Source organism: Nitrospirillum guaranorum, from assembly GCF_034653275.1.
Lineage (GTDB): Bacteria > Pseudomonadota > Alphaproteobacteria > Azospirillales > Azospirillaceae > Nitrospirillum.
Genome location: NZ_JAYEES010000004.1, coordinates 1,256,027 through 1,275,091, shown reverse-complemented (window position 1 = coordinate 1,275,091; position 19,065 = coordinate 1,256,027). Strand labels below are relative to the sequence as shown.

General features: G+C 70.0%; 19 protein-coding genes. 2 read left to right on the top strand and 17 right to left on the bottom strand.

The window, feature by feature from the left end; genetic code table 11:
• The first annotated feature begins 52 nt into the window (after positions 1-52).
• A complete protein-coding gene (locus UAJ10_RS27395) occupies positions 53-961 on the top strand; it encodes a sigma-70 family RNA polymerase sigma factor (protein WP_322918536.1) in 909 nt (302 codons plus the stop codon).
• Here the strand turns inward: UAJ10_RS27395 and UAJ10_RS27390 are convergent.
• From UAJ10_RS27390 to UAJ10_RS27355, 8 genes are all read right to left on the bottom strand, one after another.
• Positions 929-1,381 (bottom strand): YybH family protein, encoded by a 453-nt coding sequence (locus tag UAJ10_RS27390; protein ID WP_322918535.1) that lies wholly within the window; start codon positions 1,379-1,381, stop codon positions 929-931. The two genes, UAJ10_RS27395 and UAJ10_RS27390, sit on opposite strands and share 33 nt — an antisense overlap.
• 83 nt (positions 1,382-1,464) lie before the next feature.
• Positions 1,465-2,442, bottom strand: a complete 978-nt coding sequence (locus UAJ10_RS27385; RefSeq protein WP_322918533.1) for a glycosyl transferase family protein — start codon at positions 2,440-2,442, stop codon at positions 1,465-1,467.
• 29 nt (positions 2,443-2,471) lie between these two features.
• The gene (cobA, locus tag UAJ10_RS27380) at positions 2,472-3,263 is read right to left on the bottom strand and encodes a uroporphyrinogen-III C-methyltransferase (protein ID WP_322918532.1); all 792 of its coding nucleotides are present in this window, start codon (positions 3,261-3,263) and stop codon (positions 2,472-2,474) included.
• Entirely contained in the window at positions 3,244-4,143 is a 900-nt protein-coding gene (locus tag UAJ10_RS27375) for a molybdopterin dinucleotide binding domain-containing protein (protein ID WP_322919064.1), read from the bottom strand. The genes cobA and UAJ10_RS27375 overlap by 20 nt, the downstream gene beginning before the upstream one ends.
• A 212-nt stretch (positions 4,144-4,355) precedes the next feature.
• Complete coding sequence (locus UAJ10_RS27370) at positions 4,356-5,930, bottom strand: molybdopterin-dependent oxidoreductase (protein WP_322918531.1); 1,575 nt, start codon at positions 5,928-5,930, stop codon at positions 4,356-4,358.
• 11 nt (positions 5,931-5,941) lie between these two features.
• Positions 5,942-6,280 (bottom strand): nitrite reductase small subunit NirD, encoded by a 339-nt coding sequence (nirD, locus tag UAJ10_RS27365; protein ID WP_416235407.1) that lies wholly within the window; start codon positions 6,278-6,280, stop codon positions 5,942-5,944.
• Positions 6,280-8,751 carry a nitrite reductase large subunit NirB gene (nirB, locus tag UAJ10_RS27360; RefSeq protein ID WP_322918528.1) on the bottom strand — a complete coding sequence of 824 codons (2,472 nt, stop codon included), beginning with the start codon at positions 8,749-8,751 and terminating at the stop codon, positions 6,280-6,282. Before nirB ends, nirD begins: the two co-directional genes overlap by 1 nt.
• A 59-nt stretch (positions 8,752-8,810) precedes the next feature.
• The gene (locus tag UAJ10_RS27355; RefSeq protein ID WP_322918527.1) at positions 8,811-10,022 is read right to left on the bottom strand and encodes a nitrate/nitrite transporter; all 1,212 of its coding nucleotides are present in this window, start codon (positions 10,020-10,022) and stop codon (positions 8,811-8,813) included.
• 431 nt (positions 10,023-10,453) lie between these two features.
• On the opposite strand from UAJ10_RS27355, the gene UAJ10_RS27350 reads away from it, so the two are divergent.
• Positions 10,454-12,151 carry a protein kinase domain-containing protein gene (locus UAJ10_RS27350; protein ID WP_322918526.1) on the top strand — a complete coding sequence of 566 codons (1,698 nt, stop codon included), beginning with the start codon at positions 10,454-10,456 and terminating at the stop codon, positions 12,149-12,151.
• A gap of 9 nt (positions 12,152-12,160) precedes the next feature.
• Here the strand turns inward: UAJ10_RS27350 and UAJ10_RS27345 are convergent, their stop codons facing one another.
• The 9 genes from UAJ10_RS27345 to UAJ10_RS27305 all read right to left on the bottom strand — a co-directional run bounded on the left by UAJ10_RS27345 (position 12,161) and on the right by UAJ10_RS27305 (position 19,037).
• Positions 12,161-12,463: a CcdB family protein gene (locus tag UAJ10_RS27345; RefSeq protein WP_322918525.1), complete on the bottom strand. Its 303-nt coding sequence runs from the start codon at positions 12,461-12,463 to the stop codon at positions 12,161-12,163.
• On the bottom strand, positions 12,463-12,723 hold the full coding sequence (locus tag UAJ10_RS27340; protein ID WP_322485009.1) for a type II toxin-antitoxin system CcdA family antitoxin: 261 nt from the start codon (positions 12,721-12,723) through the stop codon (positions 12,463-12,465). Before UAJ10_RS27340 ends, UAJ10_RS27345 begins: the two co-directional genes overlap by 1 nt.
• A 219-nt stretch (positions 12,724-12,942) precedes the next feature.
• Positions 12,943-13,986 (bottom strand): ABC transporter substrate-binding protein, encoded by a 1,044-nt coding sequence (locus UAJ10_RS27335; protein WP_322918524.1) that lies wholly within the window; start codon positions 13,984-13,986, stop codon positions 12,943-12,945.
• A complete protein-coding gene (locus tag UAJ10_RS27330) occupies positions 13,983-14,573 on the bottom strand; it encodes an ANTAR domain-containing response regulator (RefSeq protein WP_322918523.1) in 591 nt (196 codons plus the stop codon). Before UAJ10_RS27330 ends, UAJ10_RS27335 begins: the two co-directional genes overlap by 4 nt.
• Before the next feature lie 99 nt (positions 14,574-14,672).
• Entirely contained in the window at positions 14,673-14,921 is a 249-nt protein-coding gene (locus UAJ10_RS27325; RefSeq protein WP_322919063.1) for a 4a-hydroxytetrahydrobiopterin dehydratase, read from the bottom strand.
• A gap of 46 nt (positions 14,922-14,967) precedes the next feature.
• Positions 14,968-15,672, bottom strand: a complete 705-nt coding sequence (locus UAJ10_RS27320) for an SDR family NAD(P)-dependent oxidoreductase (protein WP_322918522.1) — start codon at positions 15,670-15,672, stop codon at positions 14,968-14,970.
• Between the two features lie 13 nt (positions 15,673-15,685).
• Positions 15,686-17,008: a fumarylacetoacetase gene (fahA, locus tag UAJ10_RS27315; protein ID WP_322918521.1), complete on the bottom strand. Its 1,323-nt coding sequence runs from the start codon at positions 17,006-17,008 to the stop codon at positions 15,686-15,688.
• Between the two features lie 8 nt (positions 17,009-17,016).
• On the bottom strand, positions 17,017-18,336 hold the full coding sequence (hmgA, locus tag UAJ10_RS27310; protein ID WP_322918520.1) for a homogentisate 1,2-dioxygenase: 1,320 nt from the start codon (positions 18,334-18,336) through the stop codon (positions 17,017-17,019).
• 230 nt (positions 18,337-18,566) lie between these two features.
• Positions 18,567-19,037: an Lrp/AsnC family transcriptional regulator gene (locus UAJ10_RS27305; RefSeq protein WP_145610276.1), complete on the bottom strand. Its 471-nt coding sequence runs from the start codon at positions 19,035-19,037 to the stop codon at positions 18,567-18,569.
• Positions 19,038-19,065 lie beyond the last annotated feature (28 nt).

Here is a 19,065-nt window from a genome sequence, read left to right as displayed (position 1 = left end):
GCCGGCGCCGATCGTCCTTGGGGGATGCACCCCAGCGGAAGGCGTCTTTCCCATGCTCCAGATCCATTCCCGGCCGCAGACGGATTTCGACCGCCTGGTGCGCGACCTGCGCCCCCGGCTCTACACTTTCTGCGCCCGTATGGTGGGCTCGGTGGTGGAGGGGGAGGACGTGTTGCAGGACACCCTGCTGAAGGCCTTGCAGGCTTGGCCGGGGGCCGAGCGGCTGGACAGCCCTGAGGCCTGGATGTTCCGCATCGCCCGCAACGCCGCCCTGGATGCCCTGAGGCGCGGTGGCCGGACGGAGCCGCTGGACGACCATGAGCATCTGGCGGTGGAAACGGCGGACGCGCTGAGCCAGCGCGAACTGGCGGAGTTCGGCTTGCGCCCCTTCGTGAAGCTGTCGCCGGCCCAGCGCGCCTGCCTCATCCTCATGGACGTGCTGGGCTACACCCTGGCGGAGATCGCGCCCATGCTGGACATGAGCGTGCCGGCGGTGAAGGCCACCCTGCACCGGGGCCGGGCCAAGTTGCGCGCCCTGGCCGCCACGCTGGAGGACCCGGCACCGCTGGTGCTGGACGCGGCGGAGCGGGCGCACTTGGCCCGCTACGTCGCCCTGTTCAACGCCCGCGACTTCGACGCCGTGCGCGCCCTGCTGGCCGACGACGTGCGCCTGGACCTGATGGGGGAGTTCACACGCCATGGCCGCGCCGGCGTGGAACCGTACTTCGGCAACTACAGCCGCCTGCTGGGCTGGCACCTCGTGCTGGGGGTCATCGACCGCCAGCCCGGCCTGCTGTCCTACCGCGACGGCGCCATCGCCAATTTCATTTTCATCAGCTGGCGGGACGGGCGCATCACCCGCATCCGGGATTTCTTCCACTGCCCGGTCGCGCGCGGCATGGCCGACGCCCGTCCCCTGGCGGAGGCGTCATTCCCGGAGGGTGGGGCCGTCCTGGTCTGACTCCCGGCTCAGATGCCCCATCAGGCTTTCCGGCGCGATGGGGACGGAGGTGTGCTCCTGCGCGATGCGCCACTGGTTTTCATGCTTCACCAGCTGCCAGCTCAGGCGGTTCTGCATGGACCGCAGTTTGGCGCCCTCGGGCGACAGGGCGGTGTAGGTCAGGAAGGCGCTGAGCCCGGCGGCCCCGCCACCGCCGACCACCCGCACCGCCTCCGCCGTCACCCGCACCCGCTCGTCACTAAGCCCGCCCAGCCAGGCCTCCACCGACTGCGCCCATTCCGAGCGGCCGGCGTAGGACCAGCTGTCCCAGGTGTCGAACACCACCACGTCCTCGGTATAAAGCGCCAGCAGCGCCTCGGGCTTCCGGTCCCACACCGCCTGGCGGTAGGCCTCAAGGACGGACTTCACCTCTTCTTCCATATCGCTACTCCTATGGGGGTTGAGCCTGGAAGACGAACGACAAGGGCTGAAGGATACAGGGGCGATTGGGTTTTTTTTGGGGATCAGGCGATGATTGCCCGCCGCCCCGCCCAAATCTCCGCCGCCACCCGGTCCGCCTCGGCCGGCTCATCCGCCAGGCCCAGGGCCAGCACGCCCAGGGCGATGGTGGCGATGACGGTGGTGGTGGCCGCCTCCAGCCCCGGTTCGCCGCGCCACACCGGCAGCAGGCCTTCGCTGTCCGCCTTGCCGGCGGTCAGGGCGGGGAGGGGGAGTTCCTGGCGCTCGGCGCCCACCTGGACGTAGGCCGTGGTGGGCTTGGCGGGGTTGCGCTCCACTTCGCCGCCGCCGCCCTTGACCACCACCAGGCGGGGGCGGTTCAGGCGCTGGGCCACGCCCAAGTGCAGGTCGATGTAGGGCGGGTGGAAGACGCCATCGACGGCGGCGCGGGTGTCGAAGGGGTCCAGCAGGCGGCAGACGGTGTTGATGGGGCTGCGCAGGCCCAGCAGGTGGCGCAGGTTCAACAAGCGGTCCAACGCGGGGCTGAGGGCCGACAGGGGCAGGTAGGCGAAGCCGGTCTCGGCCACCAGGGCCTTGGCGTCCGCGCGGCTGGTGGCGGGGCGCAGGCCCAGTTCGCCCAGGGCGTCGGGCACGTCGCGGCCCTGGGTGAAGGCGTTGCTGCCGTGCATAATGACGCGGTGCCCGGCCTGGGCCAGCGCCAGGGCGGACAGCAGGAACCAGGGCTCGTCCCGGGTGCGGCCGGCGCCATAGGACGGCCAGTCCAGGTCGGCGGCGCCGGTGCAGGTGCCGTCGCCCAGGCCGGCGGCGTCGCGCGCGGCCTCCACCAGGCCCGCCACCTCATCCGGATCCTCGCCGCGATAGCGCAGCAGCATGAGGAAGGCGCCCACCTGGTGGGGATCGGCCTCACCCTTCAGCACCATGCCCAAGGCCGTGCGCGCTTCCTCCCTTGTCAGGGAGCGGGAGCGGCCGGGGCCGCGTCCCAGGGTGCGGACATATGGGGCGAAGACGTGTTCATCGGTCATGGGGCGGGCGGGCTCAGGCCAGGGGGGTATCAGGCGGCGCGGGACCGCACCTCGTTCATCGCGGACTCTACCGCGTCCTGCCGCCGCAACGCCACCACCCGTCCCACCAGCACCAGGGTGGGTCCCATCACCGCCGCCGCCGCCACCCGCGCCGCGATGTCGGCCACCGTGCCGGGCAGGCGGCGCTCAGCCTCCAGGGTCGCGTTCTCGATGGCGATGGCCGGGGTGGCGGGGTCCAGTCCGGCGGCCAGCAGGCGCTGGGTCACCTGGGCCAGCGTGCGGCCGCCCATATAGATGGCGATGGTGCCGTCGCAGGCAGCCAGGGCGTTCCAGTCGTGGGCGGGCAGCACCTCGTCCGCTCCATGGCCCGTGATCAGGTGCAGGCTGCGGCTGTAGCCGCGCTGGGTCAGGGGCATGGCCATGCTGGCGGCGGCGGCGCAGGCCACGGTGATGCCGGGCACCACCTCCGCCACCACGCCGGCGGCGGCCAGGGCTGCCAGCTCCTCACCCGCGCGGCCGAAGACCATGGGATCGCCGCCCTTCAGCCGCACGACGTGGGCGCCCGCCTGGGCGTGGGCGACGATCAGGCGGTTGATGGCGGCCTGGCTCATCTCATGCCGGCCACAGCGCTTGCCCACGTCGATGCGGCGGGCGTGGGCCGGGGCCAGGTCCAGGATGCGCGGGTCGACCAGCTTGTCGTACAGCAGCACGTCGGCGCTTTCGATGCGGCGCAGGGCCTTCACCGTCAGCAGTTCCGGATCGCCAGGGCCGGCGCCCACCAAGCTGGCGCGGCCGCTGACGTTATGCCGAGGCATGGACATCGCGCAGGATCTCCTTCAGTTCGGGGATGCATGACCCGCAGTTGGTGCCGGCCTTCAGGCAGGCGCCGATCTCCTCCGCCGAGGTCAGGCGGTTGGCGACGATGGCCTCCCGGATGGTGAGCAGGCCGACGGAGAAGCAGGCGCAGACGGTGCGGCCGGCGGACTTGACGCCAGGGGCTCCTGAACCGCCGGGGGCGCGGCCGGACAGCAGGCTGGGCCGCGCCTCATCCTTCACCCGGTCGCCCAGCAGGGCGGCCAGCGCGTCGCGCGGCGGCAGCTGGGCGCCATCGCCGGCGGCCAGGAACAGGCAGGCCTCCAGCCGGCCGTCCACCAGGATGGCGACGCGCAGCAGGCCGCGCCCGGCATCGGTCAGTTGCAGCCATTCTGCCCCCGCCGGCGGGTGCAGCAGGCCCTCGACGAAGCGGGTCAGGGCGGGGCCGGCCGGCAGCGCGTCCGACCCCACCAGCTCGAAGGCGTGGCCGTTGCTGAGCGGCACGCGCGACCAATAGGCGACACCCTGGGGCCGCACGGCGGCGCGGTGCAGCAGCAGGCCGCGCCAGGCCACGGGCACCGCCTCCGCCCGCACGGCGGTCAGTTTCAGTTCCGGCTGGCCGGAAATGGGGTCGAGGGCGGCGTTGACCAGGCGCCCGGCGGGCCCGGCGGAGCAGAACTCATCCGTCCAGTGCATGGGCAGGAACAGCTCCCCCACCCGCTGGCCAGCGTCGATAGTGGCCCGCACCACCGTGCCGGCGTGGACGCTCTCGATGCGCACCAGGTCGCCGTCGGCCACACCCAGACGGGCGGCGTCGGCGGGCGACAGGGCCGCGCGCGGCTCCCCGGTGTGGGCCAGCAGGCGGGGCACGCGGCCGGTGCGGGTCATGGTGTGCCACTGGTCGCGGATGCGGCCGGTGTTCAGCACCAGGGGATAGGCCTCATCCGTGCGGCCGGCGGGCGGGCGCCAGGGGGTGGGCACCAGGCGCCCCCGGCCGTTGGGCGTGGCGAAGCCGCCTTGGCCGAACAGGCGCCCGCCCTCATCCCCCGCCCAGCGCACAGGCCAGCGCACCGGCGCCAGGGCGTCGTACTGCCCATCGGTCAGCATGGCCAGGCCGCTGATGTCGAAGGGCCGGCTGCCGGCGTTCTCGAAGCCGGACAGGGCGGCATGCTCCCGGAACACCGCCGCCGGGCTGGTCCAGGAAAAGGCGTCCTTCCAGCCCATGCGCTGGCCCACGGCGGCCAGCACCCGCCAGTCGGCCCGCGCCTCGCCTGGGGCCGCGCGGAAGGGGCGCTGGCGGCTGATGACCCGTTCGGAGTTGGTGACGGTGCCGTCCCGCTCCCCCATCCCGCCGCCGGCAGCACCACGTCGGCCAGCGCCGTGGTATCGTTGGGCCAGCAGTCGGACACGACGACGAAGGGGCAGGCGCGCAGCGCCTCGCGCACCCTGTCGGCGCGGGGCAGGCTGTCGGCGGGGTTGGTGGCGATGATCCACAGGGCCTTGATGCGGCCGTCCAGCACGGCGTCGAACATCTCCACGGCCTTCAGTCCCGGCTTGGTCGCCAGGTTGGGCGCCCGCCAGAAGCGCCGGACGCGGTCGATCGCCTCCGGCTGGTCGAAGCGCATATGGGCCGCCAGCTGGTTGGCCAGGCCGCCCACCTCACGCCCGCCCATGGCGTTGGGCTGCCCGGTGATGGAGAGGGGGCCGCAGCCGGGCTTGCCGATGCGCCCCGTCGCCAGGTGGCAATTGATGATGGCGTTGACCTTGTCGGTGCCCACCGACGACTGGTTCACGCCCTGGGAGTAGACGGTGACGACGCGTGGGGTGGACGCGAACCACTGGTAGAAGCGGGCCAGGTCCGCCGGGTCCAGGCCGGTGAGGGCGGCGGTCTGGTCGGTCGTCTGGCGGGCGGCGGCGAGGGCGGGCTCAAGCCCTTCCGCGTGCGCCGCCATCCAGGCGTGGTCCAACTGGTCCTGGTCGGCCAGGTGGGCCAGCAGGCCGTTGAACAGGGCGACGTCGGCGCCGGGGCGCACGGCCAGATGCAGGTCGGCATCCTCGCAGGTGGCGGTGCGGCGGGGGTCGATGGCGACGATGCGGAGGGGGCGCTTGGCCCGGGCGGCCAGCAGGCGCTGGTGCAGCACCGGGTGGCACCAGGCGGAATTGCTGCCCACCAGCACCACCAGATCCGCCAGCTCCAGATCCTCATAGGTCCCGGGCACCACGTCGGCGCCGAAGGCGCGATTGTGGCCGGCGACGGAGGAGGCCATGCACAGGCGGGAATTGGTGTCGATGTTGCCGCTGCCGATGAAGCCCTTCATCAGCTTGTTGGCGACGTAGTAATCCTCCGTCAGGCATTGGCCGCTGACGTAGAAGGCGACGCTGTCGGGCCCATGCTCCGCGATCGTGGCCTTGAAGCGCTGGGCCACCAGGTCCAGGGCCTGGGTCCAGTCCGCCGCCCGGCCATCGATCAGGGGGCGGGTCAGCCGTTCGCCATCCTTCAGCGTTTCCGCCAGGGCGGACCCTTTGGAGCAGAGGCGCCCCCGGTTGGCGGGGTGGTCGGTGTCGCCCACCACCCGGCCATCGGCCTGGGCCACGACGCCGCAGCCCACGCCGCAGTAGGGGCAGGTGGAGCGGACGGCGCCGGCGAGGGCACCGGCTTCAGCGTCCCGTGCCATCCCCTCCGGCATCACGCCACCATGGCCAGCAGGATGCGGCCGTCCTGCACCCGCACGGGGATGCGGGTGACACAGCCGTCGTCGGGTGCGCAGGCCTCACCCGTTTCCAGGTCGATCACCCAGTTGTGCAGAGGGCAGGTGACGGCGTGGCCGTGCACCGTGCCCTGCGACAGGGGGCCGCCCTTGTGCGGGCAGCGGTCGTCCACAGCGAAGACGGCGTCGTCCAGGGTGCGGAAGACGGCGACATCGCCCCGAGGGGTGGCGACCACGCGGGCACCCTGGCGGGGGATGTCATCCACCGCCCCCACCTCGACCCAACGGCTTTCGATACCAACGCTGTCCATGGTCATCACTCCACCGTCGCCAGGGTGCGGAAGGGGGCGGCCGCGGCCTTGCCGGGCGCGCGCTCGGCCCAGGGGTCGTCCTGGCTGAATTTCTGGGCGTACAGGAACTTGGCGTAGAGCGCCTTGCGGCCCGCCTCATCCTCCACGATGCGGTCCTTCACATGCTGTAGTCCCACGCGCTCGATCCAGGGCGCCGTGCGCTCCAGATAGCGGGACTCCTCGCGGTAGAGCTGCAGGTAGGCGCCGCAATACTCCAGCACCTCCTCCTCGGTGGTCACCTTGCACAGCAGGTCGGTGACGCGGACGTGGATGCCGCCGTTGCCGCCGACATGCAGTTCCCAGCCGCTGTCCACCGCCACGACGCCGAAATCCTTGATGGTCGCCTCGGCGCAGTTGCGGGGGCAACCGGACACGGCCAGCTTCACCTTGTGCGCGTGCCAGGACCCCCAGGTCATGCGCTCCAGCTTCACGCCCATGCCGGTGCTGTCCTGGGTGCCGAAGCGGCACCATTCCGACCCCACGCAAGTCTTTACCGTGCGCAGCGCCTTGCCGTAGGCATGGCCGGAGACCATGCCGGCGTCGTTCAAATCCTTCCACACATGGGGCAACTGCTCGCGCGTCACGCCCAAGAGGTCGATGCGCTGGCCGCCCGTCACCTTCACGGTGGGGATGGCGTACTTGTCCACCACGTCGGCGATGGCGCGCAGCTCATCCGCCGTGGTCAGGCCGCCCCACATGCGCGGCACGACGGAATAGGTGCCGTCCTTCTGGATGTTGGCGTGGTTGCGCTCATTCACGAAGCGGGACTGCTGGTCGTCCTGGTACTCACCGGGCCAGGCCACCAGAAGGTAGAAGTTCAGCGCCGGGCGGCAGACGTGGCAGCCGTCGGGGGTGGCCCAACCCAGGCTGGACATGACCGCCGGCATGGTGCGCAAGCCTTGGGTGACGATGGCGTGGCGCACCTGGTCATGGCTGTGCGTCGTGCACTTGCACAGCGGCTTCTCGCCGGTGGGCTTGGCGTAGCCGTCGCCCAGCGACAGGGCCAGCAGCTGTTCCACCTGGGGCGTGCAACTGCCGCAGGAGGCGGACGCCTTGGTGCGCGCCCGCACCCCTTCCAGGGTGGTCAGGCCATGCTCCGCGATGGCGCCCATGATCTTGCCCTTGCATACGCCGTTGCAGCCGCAGATCTCGGCCTCCTCGGGCAGGGCGGCCACGGCGGCGGTGGGGTCGGCGGCGGGGGCGCCGGCCGCCAGGCTGGCGAAGGCCTGGCCGAAGATCAGGGTGTCGCGCAGTTCACCCAGCGGCTTGTCCTCGCGCAGCAGCTGGAAGTACCAGCCGCCATCCTGGGCGTCGCCGTACAGCACGGCGCCCACCAGTTTGTCGTCGCGCAGCACCAGGCGCTTGTAGGTGTTGCGGGCGGCGTCGCGGAAGACCACCTCCTCCGTTGTCTCGTCACCGATGAAATCGCCGGCGGAGAAGACGTCGATGCCCGTGACCTTCAGGCGGGTGGCCATGGCGGCGGGGACGTAGTCGCTGGTGGCTTCCTCGCGCGCCAAATGGTCGGCGCACACCTTGGCCATGTCCCACAGCGGGGCCACTAGGCCATAGGTCTTGCCGCGATGCTCCACGCACTCGCCCACGGCGAAGATGTCGGGGACGGAGGTGCGCATATCGTCGCCCACCTCGATGCCGCGGTTGATGGCCAGGCCGGCGGCCCGCGCCAGGTCGATGTTGGGACGGATGCCGATGGCCAGCACCACCAGGTCGCCCGGGATTTCGCGGCCGTCGGCCAGGCGCACGCCCTGTACCCGGCCGTCGCCGAAGATCTCCTCGGTCTGGCCGTTGGTGAAGAAGTTCATGCCGCGCTCGTCCAACTCGCGCTGCAACAGCTCGGCCGCCGCCTTGTCCAGCTGGCGTTCCATCAGCGTGCCCATCAGGTGGACGACGGCCACCTGCATGCCCCGGCGCAGCAGGCCGTTGGCGGCCTCCAGGCCGAGAAGTCCACCGCCGATGACGATGGCGCGCTTATGCGTCTGCGACGCCGCGATCATGGTGTTGACGTCGGCGATGTCGCGGAAGGCGCAGACGCCGGGTAGGTCCAGGCCCGGCACCGGCGGGGCGATGGGACGGGACCCCGTGGCCAGCAGGACCTTGTCATAGGCCACCACCCGGCCGCTGGCGGAGGTCACGGTCCGGGCGGCGGTGTCGATGGCCGTCACCGCGTCACCGGTGATCAGCTCGATCCCATTCTCCTCATACCAGGAGCGGGGGTTGATGACGATCTGCTCCAGGTCCTTTTCACCGGCCAGCACGGACGACAGCATGATGCGGTCGTAATTCACGTGCGGTTCGGCGCCGAAGACCGTGATGTCGTACTTTAGCGGGTTGCGCTTCAGCAGTTCGTCCACCGTCCGCATGCCGGCCATACCGTTGCCGACGACCACCAGCTTCTGGCGCGGGGGCATATGCGTGTCCATGGGGGAACCCTTCCCTTGAAATCGCGAAATCAGAGGTATTGAGGATCAGACGCGGCCAGTCAGACGCGGGCGGCGCCCAGGGCGGCGGCGCCCCAGGTGGTGCGCCACCGGCGCTTCACCCCGGTCAGGCCAACCAGGGCCGCCAGGGCCAGCAGGGCGAACAGCAGGAACCCCGCCTGGTAGCCGCCGGTCAGCTGCTTGGAGTAGCCGAGGCTGGAGGCCAGGTAGAAACCGCCCACGCCGCCCATCATGCCGACCAGGCCGGTCATGACGCCGATCTCGCGGCGGAAACGCTGCGGCACCAGCTGGAAGACGGCGCCGTTGCCCATGCCCAGGGCCAGCATGGCGACGACGAAGACGGCCAGGGCCATCCAGGCCTGGGGCAGGGCGAAGCTGACGACCACCAGGGCGCCGGCGGCGACCGTGTACATGACGGTCAGCGAACGCACGCCGCCGATGCGGTCGGCCACGGCGCCGCCGATGGGCCGCACCAGGGACCCGGCGAAGACGCAGGCCGCGGTGAAGTAGCCGGCGGTGATGGGGCTGAGGCCGTACTGGTCGTTGAAGTAGATGGTGAGGGAGGAGGCGAGGCCGACGAAGCCGCCGAAGGTGACGCTGTAGAAGAACATGAACCACCAGGCGTCGCCGATCTTCAGCACCGCCAGGTATTCGGCCAGCGACTTGGCCGGGGGGCATTCCGGGCTGTCCTTGGCCAGCACGGTGTAGACGCACAGGGTCAGGGCGAGCGGGATGGCCAGCAGGCCCAGCACGTTGTTCCAGCCATAGGCGACGGCCAGGGCCGGCGCGAAGAGGGAGGCGAACACGGTGCCGGAGTTGCCCGCACCCGCCAGGCCCAGGGCCGTGCCCTGGTGTTCCGGCGGATACCAGCGCGAGGCCAGCGGCAGGGCCACGGCGAAGCTGGCGCCGGCCACGCCCAGGATGGCGCCGGTCAGCAGCGTGGCGTTGAAGCTGTGCACCCCGAAGTACCAGACGGCGACCAGGCCGGCGATCACCACCACCTGCGCCAGGATGCCGGTGCGCTTGGGCTTCAGGTGATCCACCAGGATGCCGTTGATGACGCGGAAGAAGGCGCCGGCCAGCACCGGCACCGCCACCATCAGGCCCTTCTGCGCCGGCGACAGGCCCAGGTCCTTGGCGATCAGCACGCCCAGCGGGCCCAGGATGACCCAGGCCATGAAGCTCATGTCGAAGTAGAGAAACGCCGCGAACAGGGTCGGCAGATGTCCAGCCTTCAGGAAACTCTTGTTCATCGGGTGCGCCTCCGGGCAGGGCCGTGGGCCTTTGGCGACGGGGCAGCCATGGGTCAGGCGCCGCTTATCACCAGAAGGGGGTGGTGGATCGGGGTCAGGCCGCGAGGGGCCTGGGGGTGGGGTAGGGCCCGGTGGAACCGGACGCTGACAGGCCGCCGTTGACCCGCCGATCGAACCACGGGGGATGCCGCGCCGTTGCGCCATCCCGGAGGCGGGGCCGCCCCGCCGTTGGGGCCGCCCCGATGCAGAAAAGAACCTTTTGGCCCCCTGCTCGTGTAATGTTCTTCGCAACCGCCGTGCCAATTTCGCAATCGCGGAAAACCTGGGGTTTTGGACGGACAACCGGCGGCACATATGCCTAGTTTTTGCGCAATCGCTGGGTTGATTGCGCAAATGATCAAATTATAGGCAAAATTGGGGTGAGGCGGGGGATGGGGGCACGGCAGATCGAACTGCGCGTCGGCTGGTGCAGCGAGACCGGCCGCCGTTCACGCAATGAGGACTACGTGGGCGTGTGCCTGGGCACCGCCACCCAGCGGGCCCGCCAGGGGGCCGTGGCGGCCATCGCCGATGGTGTATCGGGGGCGCCCGGCGGCCGCGTGGCGGCGGAACTGGCGGTGCGCGGCTTCATCGATTTCTACCTGGGTGAACGCCAGACCTTGGGTGTCCGGCGGGCGGCCGCGCACGCGGCGGAGGCCATCAACCGCTGGCTCCATGCCCAGGGCCGGGTGGACCCGGAACGTACCGGCATGGCCACCACCCTGACGGCCGTGATCCTGCGCGACCGGCGCGCCCATATCCTGCACGTGGGCGATACGCGCCTGTACCGCCTGCGCGACGGCCGGCTGGCCCAACTGACCGAGGACCATGTGCACAGCGGCCCGGACCAGCGCCACATCCTGCGCCGCGCCATCGGGCTGGAGGATGCGCTGCGGGCCGACTACACGGCCGAGCCCTTGCGCGAAGGCGACCGTCTGGTGCTGCTGACCGACGGCGTGCATGGGGTTCTGTCATCCCGCGACCTGGCCCGCCTCACCGCCGGTGAACCGACGCCGGAGGCGGCCAGCCAGGAGCTGGTGGCCACGGCCCTGTCCGCCGGCAGCCACGACAACGCCACCGCCCTGGTTATCGACGTGGTGGCCCTGCCGCCGGCCGACCAGGCGGAATTGGCCGACCTGACGGCGGAGCTGCCCATCCTGCCCGTGCCCAAGCCGGGGGATGTGGTCGACGGCTACCGCGTGGGCCGGCAGCTCTCCGACGGCCGTTACAGCGCCCTGTTCCTGACCGAGCCGGCGGGGAAGGAGGTGCGGCTGGTGCTGAAGTTCCCCAAGCCCAGCGTGGCGGAGGACGCCGTCTACCGCCTGGCCTTCGTGCGCGAGGGCTGGGTGGCGGCCCGGGTGCGCAGCCCCTGGCTGGGGGAGGTGGTGGAGGTGCCGCCCGGCCGGCAGACGCGGCTTTACAACGCCATGCCCTATTACCCCGGCCAGACCCTGGCTCAGCGTGTGGCCGCCCCGCCGCGCGTGGGCGTGGCGGAGGGCGTGCCCCTGGCGGTGAAGCTGGCCAAGGCGGTGGCGGCCCTGCACCGCGCCGGCATCATCCACCGCGACATCAAGCCGGACAACGTCATCATCGACGGTGCCGGGGCCTTGCGCCTCATCGACCTGGGCGTGGTACGCCTGCCCGGGATGGAGGACTTTCCGGCCGAGCAAATCCCCGGCACGCCCAGCTACATGGCGCCGGAACTGCTGGCGGGCGAGCCTGGGGACGAGCGCACCGACCTCTACGCCCTGGGCGTCACCGTCTATCACCTGTTCACCGGCGCCTACCCCTACGGCGAGGTCGAACCCTTCCAGCGCCCGCGCTTCGGCGCGCCCGTGCCCTTGCAACAGCGCCGCCCCGACCTGCCCACCTGGCTGGACCTGTCGGTCATGAAGGCCGTCGCCGCCAACCCGGCCGACCGTCACGGCGATGTGCTGGAATTCGCCCTGGAACTGGAGGCGGGTGCTGCCCAGCCCGCGCCGAGGCCCGCCCGCCGCCGGTCGCTCTATGATCGCGACCCGGTGCGGTTCTGGAAGCTGACGGCCCTGGTGCTGCTGGTGCTGCTGATCCTGTCGCTGGTGCGGGATTAGAAGACTTGGCTATGAGCCGGAAATCAGCATGTCCAGGGCGTTGATGACATCGAAATAGTGTTGGGAGTTTAGGCTGCTGACCGGTGGCCCTAATTCTTTGCGCGGCACAGTCGCGATGGACTGGGTCAGCATCACATGCACAATGCCATCGATATTAAAAACGGGATTCAGCCGCTCCAGGATCCGTAAATCGGCCTGCTGTGGCAGCAATGGCACAACGGCAGCGGTGGATAGGCCAATCAACAGATTAGCCTGTACCTCCAGAATGAAGCCGGGTCGCCGTGGAAGACAATATAGGTCCAACTGCGCCATTAGAATTGACGAAATTCGGACAGCGGCACGCCGTTCTTCTCAACGTAGGCGTTCCAATCGTCAATGGCCCCTTGGTTTCTTTCGAGCCATTGAGCGGCCTTCTTCTCAGCTATCTCCGTTGCCAGGCCCCGCTCGCAAGCACGAGAAATATTGATGCCCAAAACCTTCGCTTCGGCAACGAGGGCTTCAGGGAGCGAGACATTTGTCCCTTTTCTGGGACCGGATTCGGTGCTTGCGGGGGGAACCATTTGAGGTCGCATGGGAGCCTCCATAAACATGCGCACAGAACATGCGCGTTTTCATGAACTCAATATGTGCGCCTTTTCAGGCTCAATCAATGAGCGGAGAAGGTATTTATCCAGGCCAGGATACCAAGGAGGCCAATCCCTATAATGGCCGTCAGCGCGGAGGTCAGCTGGAGAAACGGCCAATAGAGGGGGTTCCTCAGGAAAGGTGGGGCGCGTACGCGATGACTTCGGTCATGGCCGAATGACACCCGCCGCCGCGTCATACAAATCCGGCCGGTAAATCCGGGCGGCCAGCGCTTCCGCCTCGGCGGCGCTGACCGGCAGGTCGCGCCAGCGGGCCATCTGGTCCAGGAACCAGCGGGCCTGGTCCAGGGTGGGGCGGGTGGCCGCGCCGAAGACGCAGACGTCGGTGTCCCGGCCAGCGCCGTCGCGGGCGCCGCCGGGCAGGGACGCGGCGATGACCCCGGGGTCCAGGTTCAGGAAGGCCGGCTGGGCCAGGGTGGCGGTGATGGCGGGGGTGTTGGCCGGATCGGCGCAGTCGGCGGCGGCGCGCAGCAGGGCGCGCAACAGGCTTTGCAGGGCATCGGGGTGTTCGTCGGCCCAGGCCTCGCGCACCGCCAGGCACTTCTCTGGATGGCTGGGCATGATGTCGGACGACAGGGCCACGGTGCGGCCCACGCCGGCGGTTGCCGCCACCGCCCCCCAGGGAGCGCCGGCGCAGAAGCCGTCGATGCGGCCGCTCTCGATGGCGGCCACGCTGTCGGCCGGTGGCACGATGGCCCAGTCCACGTCGGCCTGGGGATCGATGCCGGCGGCGTGCAGCCAGCTTTTGAACAGCAAGGCGTGGGCCGACCAGGCATGCACCACCGCCAGGGTGACGCGCGGCCCGTTGGTTTGGGCTCGGGCGCGCAGCAGCCTCGCCAGGCGGCGCCCGGCCTCGGCGGCGTCGGGGCGCCCGCCCGCCAGAATGGGTGCTGCCAGCTCATTGGACAGGGTCACGGCGTCGCCATGCTGGCTGAGGCTCATGGGGACGATGATGCTGGCCGCGGCCGGACGCAAGCCCAGCGCCATGGCCAGCACCAGCGGTGGCAGCATCACGGCGGCGTCCAGCAGGCCGTAGGACAGCTTGTCCGCCAGGTTGGCCCAGCTGGGCTCCACCGACAGGGTAACGTCCAGGCCCTCGGCCGCGAACAGGCCGGCGGTCTGGGCGTGGATGACCGGGGCGCTGTCGGTCAGGCGCAGCAGGCCGATGCGGACGGGGCGCTGCAGGCTCATGACCCGCCTCCTTTTTTCTGTTCAGCGGCGGCCACGATGTCGGCGGCCACGGCGGCCAGCTTCCGGCTCTGCTCCATGGCCCGCCGGCGCAGCCAGCGATAGGCGTCCGGTTCCGCCATGCCCCGCTGGCGCATCAGCAGGGCCTTGGCCTGGTCCACCACCTCGCGCTCGCGCAAGCTGGTCTCGGCCTTGTGCAGGCTGGCTTCCACCTGGCGGTAGCGGCGGAACATGGCCACGGCCGCCTGCACCACCGGCTTCAGGACGGGCAACGAGGCGCCGACCACGTTGTAGGAACTGACGCCGGCCTCGATCGCCGCCTCCATGAAGGCGGGGTCGTCCTGGTCCACGAACATGACGATAGGGCGCGGGTCGTGGCGCGAAATGGCGCGGATGTCCTCCAGCCCGTCGCGGTCGGGGCGGGCCATGTCCACGATCACCAGATCCGGCGCCTCACGCAGGACGGCGTCGGCCAGCAACTCACCGGCACCCAGGCGCACGATGGCCGTGGCCCCGGCAGCCATCAGGTCCGCCTCGACGATGCGGCCGGGGTCGTTGGGATGGACGGTGTCGGCGATAAGGACTTTCACCGGCGGCACACGGGGGATTCGGGGTTGGCGGAGGCGATCACCTCTAATCGCCATTGCCCCCCGTGTGCAAGCGCGGTGATGCCGATTGTGTCCGTCGGGTCAGAGCACGGGCAACAAACGGTCGATGGCCTGGGCCATGTCCACGTCGCGTTGCGACAGGCCGCCGGCGTCATGGGTGGTCAGCCGGATGTCCACGCGGTTGTAGACGTTGAACCATTCCGGATGGTGGTCCGCCTTTTCCGCCAGCAGGGCCACCTGGGTCATGAAGCCGAAGGCGGCGCGGAAATCGGTGAAGACGCAGCGGCGGGTGATGGCGTCGCCCTCCGGCGTCACGGTCCAGCCGGGCAGGGGGGAAGGTCGGCGGCGTTCAGGCGCTTGACCATGTTGGACCTCTTCAGTCGGCGGTGGGGGCGGTGACGGGGACAAGGGCGCCGTTGATGGCGCGGGCGGCCCGGCTGGCCAGGAAGACGATGGCGTCGGCCACGGCCGCCGTGGCGGTCCAGCTTTTGGGATCGACGCCGGGCATGTCCGCGCGGTTCTGCGGCGTGTCCATGATCAGCGGCAGCACGGCGTTGACGCGAATGCGCCCGCCCAGCTCCGCCGCCAGGCTCTCCGTCAGGCGGGCCACGGCGGCCTTGGATGCCGCGTAGGCGCCCATGCCGGCGCCAGCCTTCTCCGCCGCCGCGGCACCCACGTTGACGATGGCGCCGCCATCCGACAGGCCGCCCTCGGGCACGATGGCGGCGCGGCACATGTTCAAGCAGGTGCGGGCGTTGATGGCGAACAGCTTCTCCCACGCGGAGGGATCGCCGTCCGCCACCGTCTGCCAGCGGAAACCGCCGGCGACGTTGACCAGCGCGTCGGCGCCGCCCATGGCGACCTTGGCTTGTTGGAAGGCGGTACGGGCGGCGGCCTCGTCCGTCAGATCCACGCCACCCAGGTGCAGCACGCCTTCCGCCACGGCGGCGGGTGCGGGCGCATGGTCGACCACGGCGACGCGGTGGCCCCCGGCCAGGAAGGCCTGGACCACGGCGGCGCCCAGGACGCCGGCACCGCCGGTGATGATGACCTTCTGCTGGGTCATGGCCTGCTGGGTCATGGCGTTCCCTTTCTCAGATGTTCAACGCGGGCGTCACCTGGCCCCGGCACTCGCCGAAGCCGATGGAGACATAGCCGTCGGCCACGGCCCGGCCAGCCAGGATCAACTCATCGCCATCGGCCAGGAAGGTGCGCGTCTCGCCGTTGGGTAGGGTGATGGGCGCCTTGCCGCCCCGCGTCAGCTCCAGCAGGCTGCCCACGCCGCTGTCGTCAGGGGTGGAGATGGTGCCGGTGCCCAGCAGGTCGCCAGGGTTCAGGTCGCAGCCATTGCAGGTGTGGTGCGCCACCAGCTGCGCCGCCGTCCAATAGAGGTTGGTGGCGGGGCCGGTGCCCAGGCGGTGGGGGGCCTGCTTGCTCTCACGCATCTGGGGCGTGCGGATCAGTACGGACAGCTCGATGCCATAGGCGCCCCGCTCCTGGTCCGTCTCATCCCACAGGTAGGGCAGGGGCTTGGGGTCGTCGGGGCCGCGCGCCGGCTGGCGCGCGCGGAAGGGGGCCAGCGCCTCCGCCGTCACGATCCAGGGCGACACGGTGGTCAGGAAGTTCTTGGCCAGGAAGGGGCCCAGCGGCTGGTATTCCCAGGCCTGCAGATCGCGGGCCGACCAGTCGTTCAGCAGGCAGAGGCCCGCGATATGGCTGTCCGCCGCGCCGATGGGGACGGGGGTGCCCAGCTCGTTGCCAGGGCCGATCCAGATGCCCAGCTCCAGCTCCAGGTCCAGGCGCTGGCTGGGGCCGAAGGTCGGCGCCTCCGCGTCCGGAGCCTTGCGCTGTCCGTTGGGCCGGCGCACCTCCGCCCCACTGACGCGCACGGACGAGGCGCGGCCGTGATAGCCGATGGGCACGTGCTTGTAGTTGGGCAGCAGCGGGTTGTCCGGGCGGAACTGCCGGCCGACGTTCAGGGCGTGGTGGATGCCGGCGTAGAAATCCGTGTAGCCACCGATGGCGGTGGGCAGATGCAGGGTGCAGTCCGCCGCGTGGTAAAGCAGACCTTCCACGATGCCCTGGTCATCGCTGCCGGTGGTCAGCAGCTGCGACAGCCGGCGGCGCAGGGCCCGGCGCGGGCCCGCCCCCAGGGCCAGCAGCGGGTTCAGCGTTGGGCCGCTGGCGGCGATGGCGGCGTCCAGCGCATCCCCCGTCAACAGGCCGGACCGGCCGGCCTTGGCCAAATCCAGCACCCAGTCGCCGATGGCGACACCGCCGCGCGGCGGTTCGTTCCGGGTGCTGAACACGCCGAGGGGCAGGTTCTGGATGGGGAACTCGGCGTGGCCGTTGGCGCTGCTGACCCAGCTGGTCAGGGCCGGGTTGTGGGTCTCGTCGATCATGGCGGTTTTCGTCATGGTGGGGGTCATCGCGGCGGCTGGGCCTTGGTGAAGTCCGCCCAGCAGTCATCATAGTCCAACTGCATCAGCGGGGTCTCGGTGGCGAAACGGGTGGGGCGGATGACCCAGCGGCTTTCGAACATGAAGGCCATGGTGTTCTCGATCTTGTGCGGCTTCAGATCCGCCGCCACCGCCCGCTCGTAACTGGTGCGGTCGGGGCCGTGGCCGCTCATGCAGTTGTGCAGCGAGGCGCCGCCGGGCGCGAAGCCGCCAGCCTTGGCGTCGTACTGGCCGTGGATCAGGCCCATGAATTCATTCATGACATTGCGGTGGAACCAGGGCGGCCGGAACGTGTCCTCCGCCACCATCCAGCGCGGCGGGAAGATGACGAAGTCGCAATTGGCCGTGCCGGCGATTTCCGACGGCGCGGTCAGCACCGTGAAGATGGACGGGTCGGGGTGGTCGTAGGACACGGTGTTGATGGTGTTGAACCGCGCCAGGTCGTAGGTGTAGGGCGCCAGGTTGCCGTGCCAGGCCACCACGTCCAGGGGGCTGTGGTCCAGGGTGGTGGTCCACAGGCGGCCCTGGAACTTCTGCACCACCTCGGTGGCCTCATCCACATCCTCGAACCAGGCGACGGGAGTCAGGAAGTCGCGCGGGTTGGCCAGGCCGTTGGCGCCGATGGGGCCCAGGTCGGGCAGCTTGAACGGCGCGCCGTAGTTTTCGCAGACATAGCCCCGGGCGGTGCCGTCCGGCAGCAGGACGCGGAAGCGCACGCCGCGCGGCACCACGGCGATCTCGCCCGGCGCCACCTCCAGCCGACCCAGCTCCGTTTCCAGGCGCAGGCGGCCCAGCTGCGGCACCAGCAGCAGCTCGCCGTCCGCGTTGTAAAACACCCTTGCCGTCATGGGCTGGTTGGCGGCGTAGAGGTGGATGGCGATGCCGTTGTTGGTGCCCACGTCGCCGTTGCCGCCATAGCTCACCAGCCCGTCGACGAAGTCGGTCGGCGCATCGGGCAGGGGCAGCGGATCCCAGCGCAGGCGGTTGGGCGTGGGCGGCACCTCGTCGAATGGGCCGGAGCGCAGCAGGCTGGCCCGCCCATAGGCCTTAAACGGCGCATGGCTGGCGGTGGGGCGCAGGCGGTACAGCCAGGACCGGCGGTTTTCCGTACGTGGGGCGGTGAAGGCGCTGCCCGACAGCTGCTCGGCGTACAGGCCGAAGGGCACCTTCTGGGGCGAGTTGCGGCCCACGGGCAGGGCGCCGGGCACAGCCTCGGTCGCGAAGCTGTTGCCGAAGCCGCTCATCATGTCAAAGGGCGCGTTGTCTCGGATGCTGTCCTGGGTCATGGCCGCTGCCTCCACCAGATCGTTTCATTTGAAACGATATAAGGGGCGATGTCCGCCGCTTGTCAAATGGATAAACGCCGCCGGGCTGGGGCCGCGGGCCTGGATGGATCCCGGATGGACGGCGGTTCCCGCGAAAACCTTTCAATCGCGCTGGCGGAACCCGGCAGGCCCGAAAAGGTTTCGCGGCCCGAACGCCATCGGTGAAAGGAAGGCACCGGAAATGGAAAAGATCAGATCGGCAGGGCGGTGGTGTATTTCACCTGGCTGAGCGCGAAGTGCGAGGCGGCGGCGGCCACGGCCGGGTGGGCCAGCAATTCCCGCATCAGGAAGCGCTCATAGCTGGCGACGTCGGCCACCACCACCCGCATCAGATAGTCCCATTCACCGGACATGCTGTGGCAGTCCATGATCTCGCCGCGCGTCTGGATGAAGGCCTCGAATTCCTGCCGGTCCTTGGTGGCGTGGCTTTTCATGCGCAGCTGGCACATGACGCTGACGCCCCGGCCGACCTTGGCGGCGTCCACTAGGCGCACGGTGGCGCCCAGGATGCCGGCCCCCTCCAGCGCCTTGATGCGCCGCCAGCATGAGGCGGGAGAGGCGCCCACCTCCTCCGCCAGGGCGGCGTGGCTCAGGCTGGCGTCGCGTTGCAGGGCGCGCAGGATGCGGTGGTCGATTTCATCGAACTGATCAATCTCTTTCATTTTTTCCAATCCGGCGAAATACGCTTCC